The following is an 18,963-nucleotide window of genomic DNA, read 5'->3' as shown; positions in this document are numbered from 1 at the left end:
AACTACTCTTAGACATCCATTTAACTAAACGACCCACATGAAGACCTTAACTGTAGACCTTGGTGATCGTAGCTACCCGATACATATTGGTAGCGACCTACTCTCTGATCCCAACCATTACATTCCGCATATCCGTGGCAAGCAGGTACTGATTGTCAGCAACGTAACTGTTGCTCCAATCTATCTCGATAAAGTCAAAAGTGCTCTCACCAATTTCACCGTCGAATCAGTGATTCTCCCTGACGGTGAAGAACACAAGAATCTTGACATTCTAAACACCATTTTTGATCGTCTCCTTGAGAAACACTTTGATCGCGGCGTGACACTTATCGCGCTCGGCGGCGGTGTTGTTGGTGACATGACAGGTTTTGCTGCGGCTTGTTATCAACGCGGCGTGGCCTTTATACAGATACCGACTACGCTCCTTGCTCAGGTCGACTCATCGGTAGGAGGCAAAACAGGCGTCAACCACCCTCTCGGGAAAAACATGATTGGTGCATTTCACCAACCCGCCTGTGTACTCGCCGATATCAACACATTGAATACTCTCGACGACCGCCAGCTGAGCGCAGGCATTGCCGAGGTCATTAAGTACGGGCTCATCAGAGACACCGAATTCTACGTTTGGCTCGAAGAGAACATGCCCGCATTATTGCGGCGTGACCCAGACGCGCTCAGCTACGCAATAGAACGCTCCTGTCAGATCAAAGCCGAAGTCGTGGCCGCAGATGAGCGTGAGGGTGGGGTAAGGGCCATTCTCAACCTGGGACACACGTTTGGACACGCCATTGAAACCGGCATGGGTTACGGTGCCTGGTTACATGGCGAGGCAGTCGGTATCGGTATGCTCATGGCGGCACACCTCTCATCCCAACTCGGTTGGCTGACTAATGCCGATGTTGAACGCGTCGAGGCACTGCTTATAGCTGCACGATTACCTGTCCACTCTCCACACACATTGGATGGCAAACGTTTTATAGAATTGATGTCGGTCGACAAAAAGGTCTTAGATGGAGCCATCCGGCTAGTGCTACTTCGATCGATTGGAGAGGCGGTTATTACCTCTGATTTTGGCATTGACACCATTGAGAACACTGTTGCCAACTACCAGCATCGTACCGATAGAGATACACCCTAACTCGATGCAAAAACTCGCCGCCTACGCTACCAACGATAGCAACACACTCGGTAGACGCCACTATGAGGAGGCCCCACAGTGCCGGGGTGAGTTCCAGCGTGATCGCGACCGCATTATTCACTCCACCGCATTCCGTCGTCTCGAGTATAAGACTCAGGTTTTTGTTAACCACGAGGGCGATCACTATCGAACTCGGTTGACCCACTCAATCGAAGTAGCTCAGATCTCACGCTCGATCGCCCGCGTCATGCAGCTCAACGAGGATTTGGCCGAGGCTATTGCGCTGGCACACGATCTAGGCCACACGCCCTTTGGTCATGCAGGCCAGGATGCGCTCAACGAATGCATGCAGAACTTCGGGGGCTTTGAGCACAATCTGCAATCACTTCGTGTTGTTGACCAACTCGAGGATCGTTATGCCGATTTCCGCGGTCTCAACCTCTGTTTCGAAACAAGAGAGGGCATTCTCAAACACTGCTCACTTGAAAATGCACGCACACTTGGCGATGTTGCCGTCCGCTTTATCAATAAACAGCAACCAAGTCTCGAAGCTCAACTGACCAACCTTGCCGATGAGATCGCCTACAACAGTCATGATGTCGATGATGGACTCCGCTCCGGCCTGATCACGATGGAGTCACTATGCGAAATTGAGCTGTTTCGTGAGCAATACGATGAGGTCAAGCAGCAGCATCCGGGGCTCTCTGAACGGCGCACCATCCACGAGATTGTCAGGCGTTTAATTAATCGCCAGGTTCTCGACCTCATCCAAACCGGCAAAGATAGTCTCGAACAGAGCAACCCTGCCTCTCTCGATGATGTGCGCTCCCAAAAGCAGGCCACAATCAGATTCAGCGATGAGATGGTGGAAAAGAACCGTGATCTTAAGCGTTTTTTACGCCAGGGTCTCTACCGCCACTTCCGTGTACACCGTATGAGCGCTAAGGCACACACCATCATTAGCTCTCTCTTCGAAGCCTTCTTCAGTGATACACGCCTGCTGCCCGATGAACAGCAACAAAATGCTGCCGAGCTACTACAGACTGAGGGCGATGCCGGGCGCGCTCGTGCCGTGGCTGACTATATCGCCGGCATGACCGATCGTTACGCCATTGTTGAATATGAACGCATCTTCAATCCCTCGCATCTCACCTGATTCAATCTGTCGCGATCAAGCTATATTTCACATATCATGGGCAGGTTATTTACAGACGGTCGATCAGCTCGATGAGAACAGCTACCAACATACATATCGATACACAAAGCTGAGTAAAACTGAGCCATGCGTATCTACATGCAGACCCCGGCAGCCGAGAGCACGCCACCACGCTTCTATCACCTAATCTTGCAGCAGGATCTTATCGAGGGATGGAACGTGATCCGCGAATGGGGTAACCAGGGCTCATCTGGGCGCGTTAAGCGAGAACACTACGACACCATTGAACAGGCTGAGGAGGCGCTATTAAAATCACGTGATGCACAGATCAAACGTGGTTTCAGCGTCGTCTTTCTCCAGGGACAGGTAGCACCGAAATGAATCCAGACTCAGGTGACCAATCTACCTACCTCGCCTATTTCGGCCTTAACCATGCCCCTTTTACCGATCTCAACCAGCCGAAGTTTCACAGCCATGCCATAACCACACAACGACTCGACCTGCTATTGCACCTCACGCAATTCAGCCAGCGTCAGCTGTTCTTAAAAGGCTTACATGGCAGCGGCAAATCCACACTGCTCAAACAGTTTATCAAACGCGCTGAGGATAATTGGCAGACGTGTCGTATTGAAGCGACACTCTCGACGAGCGCCGATGGGATCGTCAGTGAACTGAATCGCTGTTTTGGACTGAAAGAGAACAACACATTCGAGCAGCTCAATGAGCGACTGACCGACATCTCTCGTGACGGTGAGCGCCCAGTCATCGTGGTTGATGAAGCACACCTATTGCCAGTCGATTCGGTCATTGCACTACTACAGATCACCGACAGCCATCATGAAAGCGATGACAAAACGGCAACTCTCATACTTTGCGGTGAACCATCGCTCGAAACGACACTCGCAACACCTGTAGTAGCAGCTCTATTACCTGAAGGCCCACAGGTTGTGGAACTTCCAGCAATGGACTCGGCACAGCTACGTGACTATCTGCAGGCCCACCTGCGCGCCGCTGGGCGCAGTGGCGACCTACCCTTCAGCGCCGCACAGATCGAACAGCTTCATCAGCAATCTGAGGGGTTGCCTGGCAAGCTAAACACTCTGGCGCAACAGATGATCGAGATGATGGCGCCCACCTCGACACCAGCAACGGAAACAATCGACACTCCACGCCACAAGAAGAGCGGTCCAATAGGCCGTTATCTTCTTATCGGTGCGCTTGTTATTGCCGTCGGTACCATTCTGATCTTTCAAAAACAGATCAATCAGCTCTTCAATGTCGAGCAGAGTAGTGCACAAACTAATGACCCGACCACATCCCAAAGCCAGTCAATCTCCCGTCCAGTCGAAAGCACGAGCATCACACCAGCACCTCAACCGATTCTACGCACTGCGCCTGAACCTGAGCCTGTAGAGCCACCAGCGCCTACTAGCATCAAGTCCAGCACGGCCAAGCCCCTCCCCTCAGCACCGTCCATCACCGACACGGCGCCTGCGCCCATTGCAGTAACGAACAAACCACCGCCAGCTACCACACCAACCACTGCCACACTCACTTACCACACTGAGGAGTGGCTCTTGGCACAGCGTCCAACAGCCTACGCCCTACAGCTACTCGGGGTTGAAAATGAGCAGTCGGTGATCGACTACATTCAAGAACATCGTATTGAGCAGCAGGCCGCCTACTTCGCCACCATCAAGAATGGCAAACCGTGGTTTGCTCTTTTGTATGGACTCTACCCCTCTTATGAAGCGGCACAGGCAGCCAAAACCCGCCTTCCCGTTTCACTCAACCGCTATACACCCTGGCCACGCAGTCTCGCCTCAGTACATGCCGAGATCAGAAAACACCCCTAGCCCATGCGCCATATCGGTGCGCCAGCTCTAGCCACCAAAATTGAACCACAAGCCCCTCATGAGTATACTGTTCTGCCTTTTGTCCCGGGTGCGGCGCTAGCCAGACCAGTTTTTTACTGTGTGCGTGGTACGCAACAACATCCGGCAGAACCTTAAGAATCATTAAGATAGCGGCGATATACCGTGAATAAATTAGACGAGAAATCGACCGGGCTCTACTGCCCCAGCTTCGAAAAAGACAACTGCGGCTTCGGCCTTATCGCCCATATGGACGGTAAACCGAGCCACAAACTGGTCACGACCGCCATCGGCGCGCTGGCCCGCCTCACCCACCGTGGCGCTGTTGCCGCTGACGGTAAGAGCGGTGATGGTTGCGGCCTGTTGATGAAAAAACCCGACAGCTTCCTGCGTGCCGTGGCTGCCGAGAGCGACATCAACCTCAGCACTCTCTACGCCGCTGGCATGGTCTTTCTCAGCACCGACGCCTCACTCGCCACCAAGGCGCGCCAGCAACTCGAAACTGAGCTGACTGCCGAGGGACTGAGTGTCGCCGGTTGGCGTATGGTTCCCACCGACAGCTCCGCCTGTGGTGAAGAGGCACTGAAGAGCCTGCCAGTGATTGAGCAGATCTTCATCAACGCGCCCGATTCGATGGATGAGACGCAGTTCGAACGTCACCTCTACATCGCCCGCCGCCGTAGCGAAAAGACGATTCAGGAGAACGATGAGGTCTTCTACCTCCCTACGCTCTCCTCCCGCGTGATCTCTTATAAAGGTCTGGTGATGCCGGCCAACCTACCGATCTTCTACCAGGATCTCAACGATGAGCGCCTGGAATCGGCCACCTGCGTCTTTCACCAGCGTTTCTCAACCAACACCTGGCCACAGTGGCGCCTGGCTCAGCCGTTCCGCTATCTGGCGCACAACGGTGAGATCAACACCGTACAGGGCAACCGCAACTGGTCGGTCGCACGTGGTCACAAGTTTGAAACACCACTACTGCCGATGGAGGACGTCCGTCCACTGGTTTCAATGAGTGGTTCCGACTCTAATAGCCTCGACAACATGCTCGAAGCGCTGCTCGCGGGTGGCATGGAAGTGTTCCGCGCCATGCGCCTGCTAATTCCACCGGCCTGGCAGAACATTGAGACGATGGATGCCGATCTGCGTGCTTTCTATGAGTACAACTCGATGCACATGGAGCCGTGGGACGGTCCAGCAGGTGTGGTACTGACCGATGGTCGTTACGCGGCCTGCTCACTCGATCGCAATGGCCTGCGCCCTGCGCGCTACGTGATCACCAAGGATCGTCACATCACCCTCGCCTCAGAGATCGGTGTATACGACTACAACCCCGAGGATGTGGTTGAAAAAGGCCGCCTCAAGCCGGGACAGATGATTGCTGCCGATACCGAAACCGGCGAGTTACTGCGCCCTGAAGATATCGACAGCCGTCTCAAGGGTGCACAGCCTTATAAAGCGTGGCTACAGCAGTTCACCAAGCGCCTTGAGTCGAGCCTCACCGAAGAGGAGGATGGTGCACAGTCGATCACCCAGGATCAGTTCGCTGTCTATGAGAAGCTCTTCCAGGTGAGCTTTGAAGAGCGCGATCAAATCCTGCGCGTGCTTGCCGAGGCAGGCATGGAGGCGACCGGCTCAATGGGTGACGACACCCCACTGCCGGTCCTCTCCACGCAACTCCGCTCGCCCTACGACTACTTCCGCCAGCAGTTTGCCCAGGTCACCAACCCACCGATCGACTCGATCCGTGAAAAGGTGGTGATGTCACTGGAGACGCTGTTCGGTCGTGAACAGAACATGTTTGAAGAGACCCCCGAGCACGCCGCACGTCTGTTGGTGAACTCCCCGGTCCTCTCTCACAGCAAGTTCCGTCAGCTGCTAGCTCTCGATGGCGACAACTACGCCAATGAACGTCTTGATCTCAACTACTCTGTCGACGGCAATCTTCAGGATGCCATCGAGTCACTCTGTGATGCTGCAGTTGCAGCGATCAAGGCTGGCAAGGTGATCCTAGTCCTCTCAGACCGTGACGTGACCGCTGGCAAACTACCAATCCACGCCCTACTCGCGACCGGTGCGGTACACCACCGCTTGATCGCAGAGGGGCTACGCTGCGATGCCAACATCGTGGTCGAGAGTGGCACCGCCCGTGACCCACACCACTTCGCCACCCTGATCGGCTTCGGCGCCACTGCCATCTACCCCTACCTCGCCTACGAGTGCCTGCTCGACATGCAGCGCACTGGCGAGATCACCGATACCAACGGTGCCAAGCTGATGCAGAACTACCGTGCCGGCATCAACAAGGGGCTCTACAAGATCACCTCGAAGATGGGCATCTCCACCATCTCTAGCTACCGTGGTGCACAGCTGTTCGAATCGGTCGGCCTCCACAACGAGGTTGTCGATCTCTGCTTCAAGGGCACTACCAACCGAATTCAGGGCAGTAACTTCGCCGATCTGGAAGTCGATCTGCGTAAACTCTCCAAACTTGCCTGGAACCCACGCAAGCAGAGCGTTCAGGGCGGCCTGCTCAAGTACATCCATGGCGGTGAAGAGCACGCCTACAACCCCGATGTTGTGCAGCTGATGCAAAAGGCCGTACAGAGCGGTGATAATAGCGACTGGGAAGCCTACGCCAACTGCGTCAATGATCGCGCCAAGCCGATCTCCCTGCGCGACCTGCTCAAACTGCGCAGCGGTACCAACGCCATCTCTATCGATGAGGTTGAATCCGTAGATTCGATCTACAAGCGCTTCGATTCGGCCGCAATGTCGCTCGGCGCACTCTCACCTGAGGCACATGAAACCCTCGCTGAGGCGATGAACCGCCTTGGTGCGCGCTCGAACTCTGGCGAAGGCGGTGAAGATCCGGTCCGCTACGGCACCGAGAAGCGCTCCAAGATCAAACAGATTGCTTCCGGACGCTTTGGTGTAACCCCGCACTACCTGAGCAGCGCCGAAGTGCTGCAGATCAAGGTGGCACAGGGCGCCAAGCCCGGCGAGGGTGGACAGCTTCCAGGTCATAAGGTCAACGACCTGATCGCCACCTTGCGTTACTGCAAGCCGGGCGTTGGTCTGATCTCACCACCGCCACACCACGATATCTACTCGATCGAGGATCTGGCACAGCTGATCTACGATCTGAAGCAGGTCAATCCTGACGCACTGGTTTCAGTGAAACTGGTTGCCGAAGCTGGCGTTGGCACCATCGCCGCAGGCGTAGCCAAGGCCTATGCCGACCTGATCACCATCTCCGGTTACGACGGTGGTACCGGTGCCTCACCGATGACTTCTGTTAAATATGCAGGTTCACCCTGGGAGCTTGGTCTGACCGAGACCCACCAGATCCTGCGTGCCAACGATCTCCGCGACAAAGTGCGCGTACAGACCGATGGTGGTCTCAAGACCGGCCTCGATGTGATCAAGGCCGCCATCCTCGGCGCTGAGAGCTTCGGCTTCGGTACCGGCCCGATGGTTGCGATGGGCTGTAAATACCTGCGTATCTGCCACCTCAACAATTGTGCTACCGGTATCGCCACTCAAGACAACGTGCTGCGTCGCGACCATTTCATCGGCAAGGTAGAGATGGTGATGAACTACTTCCGTTTCATCGCCAACGAGGCTCGCGAGATCATGGCACAGCTCGGTGTGCGCAATATTAATGAGCTGATCGGTCGCACCGATCTGCTTGAGATAGCGGGTGCAATTACCGACAAGCAGGCACGACTCGACTTGAGCCCGATCCTCTCCGATGGTGGCGTTGCGGCAGACAAGCCACAGTACTGCACCTCACCGAAGAACGAGCCATTCGACAAGGGCGAACTGGCTGAGCAGATGGTCAACGACACCCTGCTGGCGATAGAGAACAAGAGTGGCGGCGAGTTCAGCTACGAGGTACAGAACATTCACCGCTCGATCGGTGCACGCCTCTCCGGTGAGATTGCCAAGCGTCACGGCAACCTCGGCATGGATGATGCGCCAATCACCATCAAGCTAACCGGCACCGCCGGACAGAGCTTCGGCGTCTGGAATGCTGGTGGTCTCAACCTCGAACTCGAAGGTGACGCCAACGACTACGTCGGTAAGGGTATGGCAGGCGGCAAGGTCTCCATCAGCATCCCTGCTGGCAGCAACTTCAAGAGCAACGAGACCACCATCATCGGCAACACCTGTCTCTATGGTGCGACCGGCGGCAAGCTGTTTGCTGCAGGCACCGCAGGCGAGCGCTTCGGCGTGCGTAACTCCGGTGCGGTCACCGTGGTTGAGGGTGTTGGCGATCACTGCTGTGAATATATGACCGGCGGCGTGGTCACCGTACTCGGTGAGACCGGACTCAACTTCGGTGCCGGCATGACCGGCGGTTTTTCCTATGTACTCGATGAGAAGAACTGCTTTGTCGACAACTACAACCATGAGCTGATCGACATCCAGCGCGTCTGCACCGAGACCACCGAGGCACATCGCAACTACCTGCGCGGACTGATTGAAGAGTTTGTTGAAGCAACTGGCAGCGAGTGGGGCCAGCACATTCTCGACAACTTCACCGATATGGCGGCCAAGTTCTGGCTGGTCAAACCGAAGGCGGCTGATCTTGAGACGCTGCTTGAGGATCTGCGCCGGGCGGCCGCATAGGCCACCTGTCGTTACAACCAAATACAGTGACTGAATAGATATGGGTAACAACTTTCAATTTGTGCAGGTTCCGCGCACCGACCCCGAGAAGAAGTCGGCCGACGAGCGCGTTCAGGAGTACGCCGAGATCTACGGCCATTTTGGTCCCGAGAATGCGGCAGAACAGGCCGATCGTTGTCTCGGCTGCGGCAATCCCTACTGTGAGTGGCGCTGTCCGGTACACAACTACATTCCCAACTGGCTCAAGCTGGTTGCCGAAGGCAATATCGAAGAGGCCGCCGAGCTTTCGCACCGCACCAACTCACTGCCCGAGATCTGTGGTCGCGTCTGCCCGCAGGATCGTCTATGCGAGGGTGCCTGCACACTCAACACCGGCTTTGGTGCGGTCACCATCGGCGCTGTAGAGCGTTATATCTCCGATACCGCCTTTGCCAAGGGCTGGAAGCCGAATCTCTCTAACGTTGAAGATAGCGGTAAACGCGTTGCCATCATCGGTGCAGGTCCTGCCGGACTCGGCTGTGCCGATATTCTCGCCCGTCATGGCGTGAAGGCAGTAGTCTACGATCGTCACCCTGAGATCGGTGGCCTGCTCACCTTCGGCATTCCGGAATTCAAGCTCGAAAAGGGCATCGTCAAGCGTCGCCGTGAGATCCTTGAAGGCATGGGTATCGAGTTCAAACTCAATACCGAAGTCGGTAAAGACATTCAGTTCCAGGAAATGGTCGATGGCTATGACGCGGTCTTCCTCGGCATGGGCACCTACGACTCGATGACCGGCGGTATCCCTGGCGAGGATATGGAGGGCGTACATGTGGCGCTCGACTTCCTCATCTCCAACGTCAACAACTGCTACGACTATCCGCAGGACGAGAACGGCTTTGTCAGCATGGAAGGCCGGAATGTGGTTGTGTTGGGTGGTGGTGATACCGCAATGGACTGCACACGCACCTCAATTCGCCAAAGCGCTAAAGCCGTCACCTGTGCCTACCGCCGTGATGAAGCGAATATGCCCGGCTCGAAGAAAGAGGTCGCCAACGCCAAGGAAGAGGGCGTGCAGTTCGCCTTTAATCGCCAGCCAGTCGAGATCGTCGGCAATGGTAAGGTCGAGGGCATCAAGGTCATCACCACCGCCCTCGGCGAACCCGATGAGCGCGGCCGTCGTCGCCCAGAGCCGGTTGCCGGCTCCGAAGAGGTAATCCCTGCCGATGATGTCATCATCGCCTACGGCTTCCGCCCCAGCCCAGCCCCCTGGTTTGCCGACTTCGGCATCAACCTCGACGACCGCGGTCGTGTGGTTGCACCCGAGGAGAGCGAGTTCAAGTTCCAGACCAGTAATAAGAAGGTCTTCGCTGGTGGCGACATGGTACGCGGCTCCGATCTGGTGGTCACTGCCATCTACGAGGGCCGACAGGCCGCTGAAGGCATCCTCGACTACCTCGAGATCTGATCCACCTAAAACGCCCGGTTCACACCGGGCGTTTTACTATCTATCTAAATAAGTAGAATAGCGGGCTGCCTAACCGGCATACGCCCAATCCAATCAGGAACCCAGAGATGTCAGAGCTGAAAAACGACCGCTTCCTTCGCGCCCTCCTTAAAGAGCCTGTCGATGTCACCCCCGTCTGGATGATGCGCCAGGCCGGGCGCTATCTGCCCGAGTACAAGGCGACCCGCGCCAAGGCGGGCAGCTTCATGAACCTCTGCATGAACCCGGAGCTCGCCTGTGAGGTGACCATCCAGCCACTGGAGCGCTACCCGCTCGATGCCGCAATCCTCTTCTCCGACATCCTCACCATCCCCGATGCGATGGGCCTGCAGCTGCGCTTTGCCGAGGGCGAAGGTCCGATCTTCGACAAACCCGTACGCACTGCCGCCGATGTCGATGCCCTGCCCGTTCCCGACCCGGAAGATAGCCTCAAGTATGTGATGGACGCAGTGCGCACTATTCGTCGCGAACTCGATGGTCGTGTTCCGCTGATCGGCTTCTCCGGCAGCCCCTGGACGCTCGCCACCTACATGGTCGAGGGCGGCACCTCCAAGGACTTCGCCAAGGTGAAGGGGATGATGTTCGATCGTCCCGATCTGATGCACAAGCTACTCGATACCACTGCCCAATCAGTGATCAGCTACCTGAATGCCCAGGTCGCCGCTGGCGCCCAGGCCCTGATGATCTTCGACACCTGGGGTGGCTCGCTCACCCCACGTGACTACAAGGAGTTCTCGCTGCGCTACATGCAGCAGATAGTTGCTGGACTAACTCGTGAGGCCGACGGCCGCAAGGTGCCGGTGATTCTCTTCACCAAGGGCGGCGGACAGTGGCTGGAGGATATGGCAGCCACCGGTTGCGACGGACTTGGCCTCGACTGGACCACCGATATTGGCGAGGCTCGCAAGCGCGTTGGCGACAAGGTAGCACTGCAGGGCAACATGGACCCCTCGGTTCTCTACGCCTCTCCAGAACGCATTCAAAAAGAGGTCGCTGCGATTATGGAGAGCTACGGCAAGGGCTCAGGCCATGTCTTCAACCTTGGTCACGGTATCCACCAGCACGTCAACCCTGAACATGCAGGTGCCTTTATCGAGGCAGTGCATAAACTCAGCGCCCCCTACCACCGTTAAATTCGATACAAAATGCGTCCCTCATTCTGAGAGTTGAGGGGCGCATTTTGATGTTACGTAACATAGTAGTGATGTTGCGTTAACAAACCTTTCTATATATCCTGTTCTTCAACGTTTTTTTGCCATTTCAGCCATCTACGATCCGGAATGGCGGTTCGTCGGGCCTACAAGATCCAGAAAGTATCCGCCGATCATTTGACAAGATCCAGAAGAGCACATAGCTTTAGCTCTTATCGGACATAATAACGACCTGTAAAAGTAACGGAAAATACGCTCCTTAGAGGATAACTAAATGTCAGTATTCGCGCGTTTTGGGATGGCATTCCTATGCTTGGCACTTGCTGCATGTGAAGAGGGAACAGGAACAACGGGCACCGATGGGGGCACTGACGGTGGCACAACTACAGCAGCAGACGTATCTCTAGGTAGCGGCGGCGTCACCTCAGGAACATTTACTGACGCAGTGCTCGAGATTACTTCGAGTACGATCACATCAGGCGGCAGCACATTTATTTTCGCCACCCTTGTCGATGAAGATGATAATCCCTACACCACAGCCACCACCATCTCCTTCACCAGTGACTGTGCGCGAGTTGATACCGCATCCATACCAAGCGTCACGACATCTACCGGTGAGGCAAGGACCACCTATACAGCTAACGGTTGTACAGGCACCGATACCGTAACTGCATCAGCCGTTGTGAATAGCGAAACCCTTACCGCTACGGGAGACGTAACCATCGCACCGATCGTGATCGGAAGTGGTGAGCCACCGTCAAGCGCCTTTACGGCTGGTGTTATGGATATAGCTAACACACCGATCGCCTCCGACGGCACAACAGATATTCAGGTCTCACTGGCTGATGCCAGTGGCAACCTCTACGAGGGAAGCGCTGATATCTACTTCACCAGCGCCTGCATTCAGGCAGGCACTGCATCCGTTAGTTCATCACCGATCACAACATCCGATGGCACGGTTACTGTCACATACACACCAGACGGCTGCCTGGGCACCGACACGATAACTGCCGCGACAATTGTCGATGGCTCAGCGTTAACCGTCATGGGTGATGTTGAAGTTCTCGCCACTTCAGGCGCTACAATTGCACTCGGCAATGGTAGCGGAACTCCTCCCGCCGGATTCGACCAGGGGAATCTCGATATCGCCATCAGCCCGCTCTCAGCGGGAAGTTCTACCGCCGTCAATGCGACTCTGGCTGACAGCACCACGGGTAGCCTCTACCAAACAGCCACCGATGTGACCTTTACGGCGGTTTGTACAACTGACGGAGGCATCAACAACGGCACCATCGATTCACCAGTCACCACGATTGGTGGCAGCGTATCCACCACATATACGTCAGGTGGCTGCAATGGTGATGTCACGATTACAGCCAGTGCTACAGTGGACGGCACACCAACCACCGCCACTGGCACTGTAAATGTACTACCCGGCACCGCCAACTCGATTGTATTCATCTCTTCCGATCCTACACTGATCGGTCTTAGAGATTACGGCTCCGTAGTCGCCTCGAAGGTCACCTTCCGACTACTGGACACTACCGGCAACCCCCTCTCCGGACAGGACATCAACTTTTCGCTAAACACCGCAGTGGGCGGCATCGCTTTAACCAGTGCGACTGAAACAACCGATGCCGACGGTTACGTTTCAACCTGGGTCAACTCAGGCAATGTAGCAACTACCGTACGTGTAACAGCAACTCACGATACCATTCCGACGATTACTGCAGTATCCGATTCACTGACAATCTCAACGGGTATTCCAGACCAGAATAGTTTCTCTATCAGTGCATCGCGCCTCAACCTTGAAACGCTCCAATACAACGCCTCACCTACCTGTGATCCCGATACCGAGGAGGAGTGCTCATCGATCAATATCCTTGCCTCCGACCACTTCAACAACCCGGTCCCTGACGGCACTAGCATCTACTTCACGACAGAAGGCGGTCAGATCGAACCTACCTGCACAACCAGTGACGGCGGATGCTCTGTTGTATGGAAATCCAGCTCTCCAAAACCCTCTGATGGCCGTATCACCATCCTCGCAACCGCTGTCGGCGAAGAGTCATTTATCGACTCGAATGGCACTGGTACGTTTGATGACGGCGAATACTTCGGAGATTTACCGGAAGCATGGCGCGACGATGATGAGGATGGTGTCTTCGACAACACTGGTGCTGCTGATGATGAAGAGGCACGCGACTTCGATGGAGACACCGTGTACGACGCTGCTGACGGGCTCTACAATGGCATCCTCTGCGACGGACCCACAGAATGCGACGGTGTTTCAACAACCACCTTTGTAAGAGCCGATATTGTCTTGATCATGTCAGGTTCTGTGGCATTGATCGGCTTTGATACCGATGGCGACGATGCTGCAGACGCCGGAACGCTGGATGTCTTCGCGGCCGGAGATACTGACAACGCTGTTATCATCGTCGTAGATGAAAATGGTAATCCCATGCCGGAAGGCTCGACGATCACGATTACATCCTCCAACGACAGCATCCTGATTCTATCAGACACCAGTTACGCAGTAGGCAACTCGAATCTAAACATAGCGGATGGAATCGCTTTTGGTGCAACCGCCTTCGATCTTGAAGTTCAGAATGATCCTGATGGTGACGCCGCAGCAATTTCTACAATCAAGGTCAAAGTCACCTCTCCAAAAGGGACCAACATCTCCGCACTTATCACTGTCGATTCAACAACCCCATAATCGACTGTTTTCAATAAACACGAGAAAAGGCCACCCATCAGGTGGCCTTTTCTTTCTCTACACTCAACATCCGAATCACTAATGGAATTAGTATATTTTTGATACGGATATTACACTCCACATCTATATAAACGAGATATTCAAAAGGTTATCAGATCAGCCCTTCAATGTTATATCTCTTAATTCAGATTCATTCGAATGGAGTCCATTGAGCACACCCAATAAAAAAATGCTCTACAGCCTGCGCCAGATTTACCTGGGCTTTGCCGCACTGATTGGCCTGGGTGTGGTTGTTCTGGTATGGGGCGCTCAGATCTATGTGCTTAATGCGGGTGAGAGCAGCACGGCCAACATCAATACCCGTGACGCGCTGTTGCAGCATAGCCGTCAGATCAAACGGACGCTGTGGGAAGCATATGCGGGTGTTGATGCCTATCTTCTAAAACCAACACCTCAGTTTCACCAACAGGTAACCGACAATCTTGCCAGCGCCAAGAAACACACCGACCTACTGGCGACAGTTCCCCCGATACACGAACTCAATCCAGCGGCTATCGCACTAACGATCAGCAGCGAACTCTCATCACTGCAGAACCATGCCAACCAGCTACTTGCACTTCGCACCAATGGCGAAGCACTCTACCCGAGCTTTAAATTAATTCGAGATGTGCTGCGCATCGAGAACATCAAATTCACAACCACACTTTCCACTACCATCGACGAGCTGAATGCTAGCTACATACATAAGGATGGCTATCAGCTGTTTTTACGACTCAATCACAACTGGACCCAACTAACCTCAAGCTTTCATCTCTACCTGGCCAATCGTCTCTCTGGCTTTAACGAACCGGGACTTGTCGGTCAGGCAACCGACGTTGATGAACTCTATCAACAGTTATCGCGAACGCTCTATCAGATTCGCGAATTTGATCGCACCTACAGAATCGACCTCATCAATTCAAGTACCCTTGACGACATCGAAGAGTCCGCCATGAACTGGTACCGCAGCTTCGAGGAGATCAAACATATCCATGCGGGCAACTACTGGCGTAGCGACATCCCTCTGCTTGAAAATCATTTCCGTCCACTCTTTAACAACATCGTGAAAAAGCTCCACGACTTTGATCGCCAGATCGACGCATCTGCGGCTTACGATGTCGGCGCACTCTCCAATGTCGCAGATAATATCGGTAACACACTCTGGGCGATGACAATGATTGGCCTGATTTTTATCGCCGTGGTCTACCTGTTTTTTAATCGCATCGTGTTGCAACCTATCGCTCTGGTTGCACAGGCGCTCACCGACGAGAGCCGAAACAAGGTCAACATTCAGATTCCCAGACTCTGCACAACAGAGACCCAGAGCCTGGTGGACGCCTTCTCCGAAATGCGCCGCCAGGTCAATTCGCGACAGACCGAGCTTGAACACCAGGCACTACACGATTCACTCACCAGCCTCCCCAACCGCGCCCTGATTAACGACCGCCTTGAGCAGGCAGTTAAATCAACCCGACGCAGCGGCGGCAGTTTTGCCCTGATTATGATGGACCTTGATCGCTTCAAGGAGATCAACGACACACTGGGACATCAGGCAGGTGATGAAGTCCTCTGCCAGATCAGCAAACGTCTCAATAAAACCCTACGAGATTCTGATACCGTGGCACGCCTGGGCGGTGATGAGTTTGCCATCCTGCTACCTACCGCAGACGGAGAACAGGCAACCCACATTGCCGACAAGATCACCACCATGATGGAGCAGCCCCTGCAGATAAAAGAGCACAAGCTCTATGTCGGCGGAAGCCTTGGTATCGCGCTCTTCCCTGATCACGCCAACGATAGCGAATCACTGCTACAACGTGCAGATGTGGCCATGTATCTCGCCAAACGATCGAATAGCGGTTACGCCTTCACAACTCAGATAATGATGAGTACAGCGTACAGAGTCTCTCGCTTGTGAGTGATCTACGTCATGCCATCGAGAGCGATCAACTTGAGCTCTACTACCAGCCCAAATTAAACATCCATACAGCGACCATCACGGGGGTTGAAGCACTGCTGCGCTGGAACCACCCTGATCGGGGCTTTATTCCTCCCGAAGAGATGGTCAAGATTGCCGAGCGTACCGGCCTGATTAAACAGCTTACGCTCTGGGTACTCGAAGCAGCACTCTGCCAGTGTGCCGATTGGGTTAAGCACGGCGTCGACCTCAAGGTTGCCGTTAACCTCTCCGTGCTCAACCTTCAGGATCCGGAACTACCCCAGCAAGTCGGCGGCTTTCTGGAAAAATACAAACTTGCCGCTGACAAGCTATCTCTGGAAATCACCGAGGGTGCAATGATGGCCGACCCTGAGAGTGCCATCAGTAACCTCACCCGTCTTGATAAGATGGGCATTCGTCTCTCGGTCGATGACTTCGGTACCGGCTTCTCTTCACTCGCCTACTTAAAGCGACTGCCCGTTGATGAGCTGAAGATCGACAAGTCTTTTGTGCTCGACATGGAGAGCGATGAGAATGACGCTGCGATCGTTCGCTCCACCATCGACCTGGCTCACAATCTGGGGCTTAAGGTGGTCGCTGAAGGAGTCGAACACCACGCTCTGCTCACCTCTCTCTCCAGTCACGGCTGCGATGTCGCTCAGGGCTACTACATCGCCCGCCCTATGGATGTTAAATCGCTCAACGAGTGGATGGCTATCAGTTACTACCCCGCTGAAAACCACGTAGATGACCAATCCAAAATGAATTAGCAGTAACGTTATACTGTTCGACAAACATCTGTTACGAGTGACCTCATGAAGCGCAACGCGCAACGCATTGGCATCCTTTTATCTAACCTCGGCACACCCGATGCACCCACACCTGATGCACTTCGACGCTACCTTGCCGAGTTCCTCTCTGACCATCGCGTTATCGACCTGCCCCGCTGGAAATGGTGGCCAATACTGCACGGAATCATTCTGCGTGTCCGGCCTCAAAAGGTCGCTAAGGCCTATGCCGACATCTGGACCGACAACGGTTCACCGCTACTGCACACCACGAACCTGCAGGCCAAGGCACTCCAACAGCAACTCGATAACCACCACCCCGACACCTTTGAGGTCATCGTCGGCATGCGTTACGGCAACCCCTCGATCGCCTCGGCGTTACAACAGTTTCACAGCAGCGGTATTGAGCGCATCGTCGTACTACCGCTCTACCCGCAATACTCCGCCGCCACCACCGCCAGTACCTTTGATGCGGTGAGCGGTGAACTGCAGCAGTGGCGTCACATCCCTGCACTCCGCTTTATCGATAGTTATGCGACTCACCCCGGCTATATCAATGCACTTGCAGCAAGCGTTAACAAACATCTGGAGCAGCATGGTCAATCCGACAAACTTTTGATCTCATTCCACGGCCTACCTGCGCGTTACTGCGAAGCGGGTGACCCCTATGATCAGCAGTGCAAGGCCACGGCCACAGCACTTGCAGAGGCTCTATCTCTCAATAGCGAACAGTGGCAGATGAGCTTCCAGTCGCGCTTTGGCAACGAGCCGTGGTTACAGCCCTATACCGACGAGACACTCAAGGCCTGGGGAGCCTCCGAGATCGACAGCGTTACCGCCATCTGCCCCGGTTTTGCTGCCGACTGCCTAGAGACCGTTGAGGAGATCGCGGTGGAGAATCGTGACTACTTCCTGGGCGCAGGTGGCAAACAGTTCAGCTACATTCCCGCCCTTAATGCTGAACCGGCACACATCGACGCGCTCACCGACATCGTGCTGCAGCACAGCGGCGGCTGGATTGATGACAATCTCGAGCAACCTCGATAACACCGTGAACACTCGCATCACACTCGGCATCAGCGCCTGCTTGCTGGGTGAGAAGGTGCGCTACGACGGCCATCACAAGTACAACGGCTACATTGTCGAGACACTCGGCGCACACTTTGATCTCTCCCCCTTCTGTCCCGAGGTGGCTGCTGGCCTGGGTGTGCCTCGCCCCACCATCCGCCTGGTAGGAAAACCTGCTACACCACAGGCCGTCGGCACGCTCGATCCTAACCTCAACGTCACCAACAAGCTCGAACGACTGGGCAGACGCACCGCTCGAGAAATGAAGTCGATCAGCGGCTACATTCTCAAGGCACGATCACCTAGCTGCGGCATGGAACGCGTATCGGTCTACCCGCCCAAAGGCCCCGTAGTAAAAAAGGGGGTGGGGCGTTTCGCCGCCAAACTGATGGAGAGCAATGCTCTGCTACCGATTGAGGAAGAGGGACGCCTCAATGATCCCGAGCTGCGCGACAACTTCATTGAACGGGTCTTCGCCTATCAGCGCTGGCAGCAACTCAATAGTCGGCGCCTCACGCCAAAGCGACTGAGCGAATTTCATGCCGCACAGAAACTCTGCCTGATGGCGCACAGTCCACAGGCCTACCGCCAGCTTGGACAACTGATATCCAGCGCTAGCACTCAACCACTTTCCACCCTGAAACAGACCTATGCCACCGGATTGATGGATGCGCTGAACAAGCGTGCCACCCCAGCCAAACACTGCAACGTGATGCAGCACATCCTGGGCTACCTGAAAAAGTCGATTGATGCCGAGGACAAACAAGAGCTACTTGAGCTCATTGATGCATTTCGTCAGGGCCAATCAACCCGCGCTGCGCCGCTCACCCTACTTCGCCACCACTTCCGTAAACATCCCAACGGCTACATCCGGCAGCAGCACTATCTCTTTCCGAGCCCTGACGAATCGATACTACGAGGCCTCTAGCTCAAAGCTACCCAGCCGGCTAATCGGGTATCATCC

12 protein-coding genes are annotated in these 18,963 nt (G+C 54.8%); all 12 read left to right on the top strand.

Annotated elements, in window-relative coordinates:
• Nucleotides 1–37: 37 nt before the first annotated feature.
• Nucleotides 38–1,138, top strand: coding sequence for a 3-dehydroquinate synthase (gene aroB / locus BOW52_RS00130; protein ID WP_078482047.1), 1,101 nt, complete (start codon nucleotides 38–40; stop codon nucleotides 1,136–1,138).
• A 4-nt stretch (nucleotides 1,139–1,142) separates the two neighbouring features.
• A complete protein-coding gene (locus BOW52_RS00125) occupies nucleotides 1,143–2,294 on the top strand; it encodes a deoxyguanosinetriphosphate triphosphohydrolase (protein WP_078482046.1) in 1,152 nt (383 codons plus the stop codon).
• 126 nt (nucleotides 2,295–2,420) lie between these two features.
• A complete protein-coding gene (locus tag BOW52_RS00120) occupies nucleotides 2,421–2,675 on the top strand; it encodes a WGR domain-containing protein (RefSeq protein ID WP_078482045.1) in 255 nt (84 codons plus the stop codon).
• Nucleotides 2,672–4,150, top strand: a complete 1,479-nt coding sequence (locus BOW52_RS00115) for an AAA family ATPase (RefSeq protein WP_078482044.1) — start codon at nucleotides 2,672–2,674, stop codon at nucleotides 4,148–4,150. Before BOW52_RS00120 ends, BOW52_RS00115 begins: the two co-directional genes overlap by 4 nt.
• Before the next feature lie 183 nt (nucleotides 4,151–4,333).
• Entirely contained in the window at nucleotides 4,334–8,806 is a 4,473-nt protein-coding gene (gene gltB, locus BOW52_RS00110) for a glutamate synthase large subunit (RefSeq protein ID WP_078482043.1), read from the top strand.
• A 40-nt stretch (nucleotides 8,807–8,846) separates the two neighbouring features.
• On the top strand, nucleotides 8,847–10,253 hold the full coding sequence (locus BOW52_RS00105; RefSeq protein WP_078482042.1) for an FAD-dependent oxidoreductase: 1,407 nt from the start codon (nucleotides 8,847–8,849) through the stop codon (nucleotides 10,251–10,253).
• A 107-nt stretch (nucleotides 10,254–10,360) separates the two neighbouring features.
• Nucleotides 10,361–11,425: a uroporphyrinogen decarboxylase gene (hemE, locus tag BOW52_RS00100; protein ID WP_078482041.1), complete on the top strand. Its 1,065-nt coding sequence runs from the start codon at nucleotides 10,361–10,363 to the stop codon at nucleotides 11,423–11,425.
• Nucleotides 11,426–11,717: 292 nt separating this feature from the next.
• A complete protein-coding gene (locus BOW52_RS00095) occupies nucleotides 11,718–14,165 on the top strand; it encodes a beta strand repeat-containing protein (RefSeq protein ID WP_172840035.1) in 2,448 nt (815 codons plus the stop codon).
• Between the two features lie 208 nt (nucleotides 14,166–14,373).
• Nucleotides 14,374–16,122, top strand: coding sequence for a GGDEF domain-containing protein (locus BOW52_RS00090; protein WP_135621883.1), 1,749 nt, complete (start codon nucleotides 14,374–14,376; stop codon nucleotides 16,120–16,122).
• Complete coding sequence (locus BOW52_RS00085) at nucleotides 16,119–16,913, top strand: putative bifunctional diguanylate cyclase/phosphodiesterase (protein WP_078482038.1); 795 nt, start codon at nucleotides 16,119–16,121, stop codon at nucleotides 16,911–16,913. Before BOW52_RS00090 ends, BOW52_RS00085 begins: the two co-directional genes overlap by 4 nt.
• A gap of 45 nt (nucleotides 16,914–16,958) precedes the next feature.
• Entirely contained in the window at nucleotides 16,959–17,978 is a 1,020-nt protein-coding gene (hemH, locus tag BOW52_RS00080; RefSeq protein ID WP_078482037.1) for a ferrochelatase, read from the top strand.
• A complete protein-coding gene (locus BOW52_RS00075; RefSeq protein ID WP_078482036.1) occupies nucleotides 17,953–18,927 on the top strand; it encodes a YbgA family protein in 975 nt (324 codons plus the stop codon). The genes hemH and BOW52_RS00075 overlap by 26 nt, the downstream gene beginning before the upstream one ends.
• Nucleotides 18,928–18,963: the final 36 nt, after the last annotated feature.

It is taken from the genome of Solemya pervernicosa gill symbiont, from assembly GCF_002020875.1.
GTDB lineage: Bacteria > Pseudomonadota > Gammaproteobacteria.
This window is presented reverse-complemented; position numbering and strand designations above follow the sequence as displayed.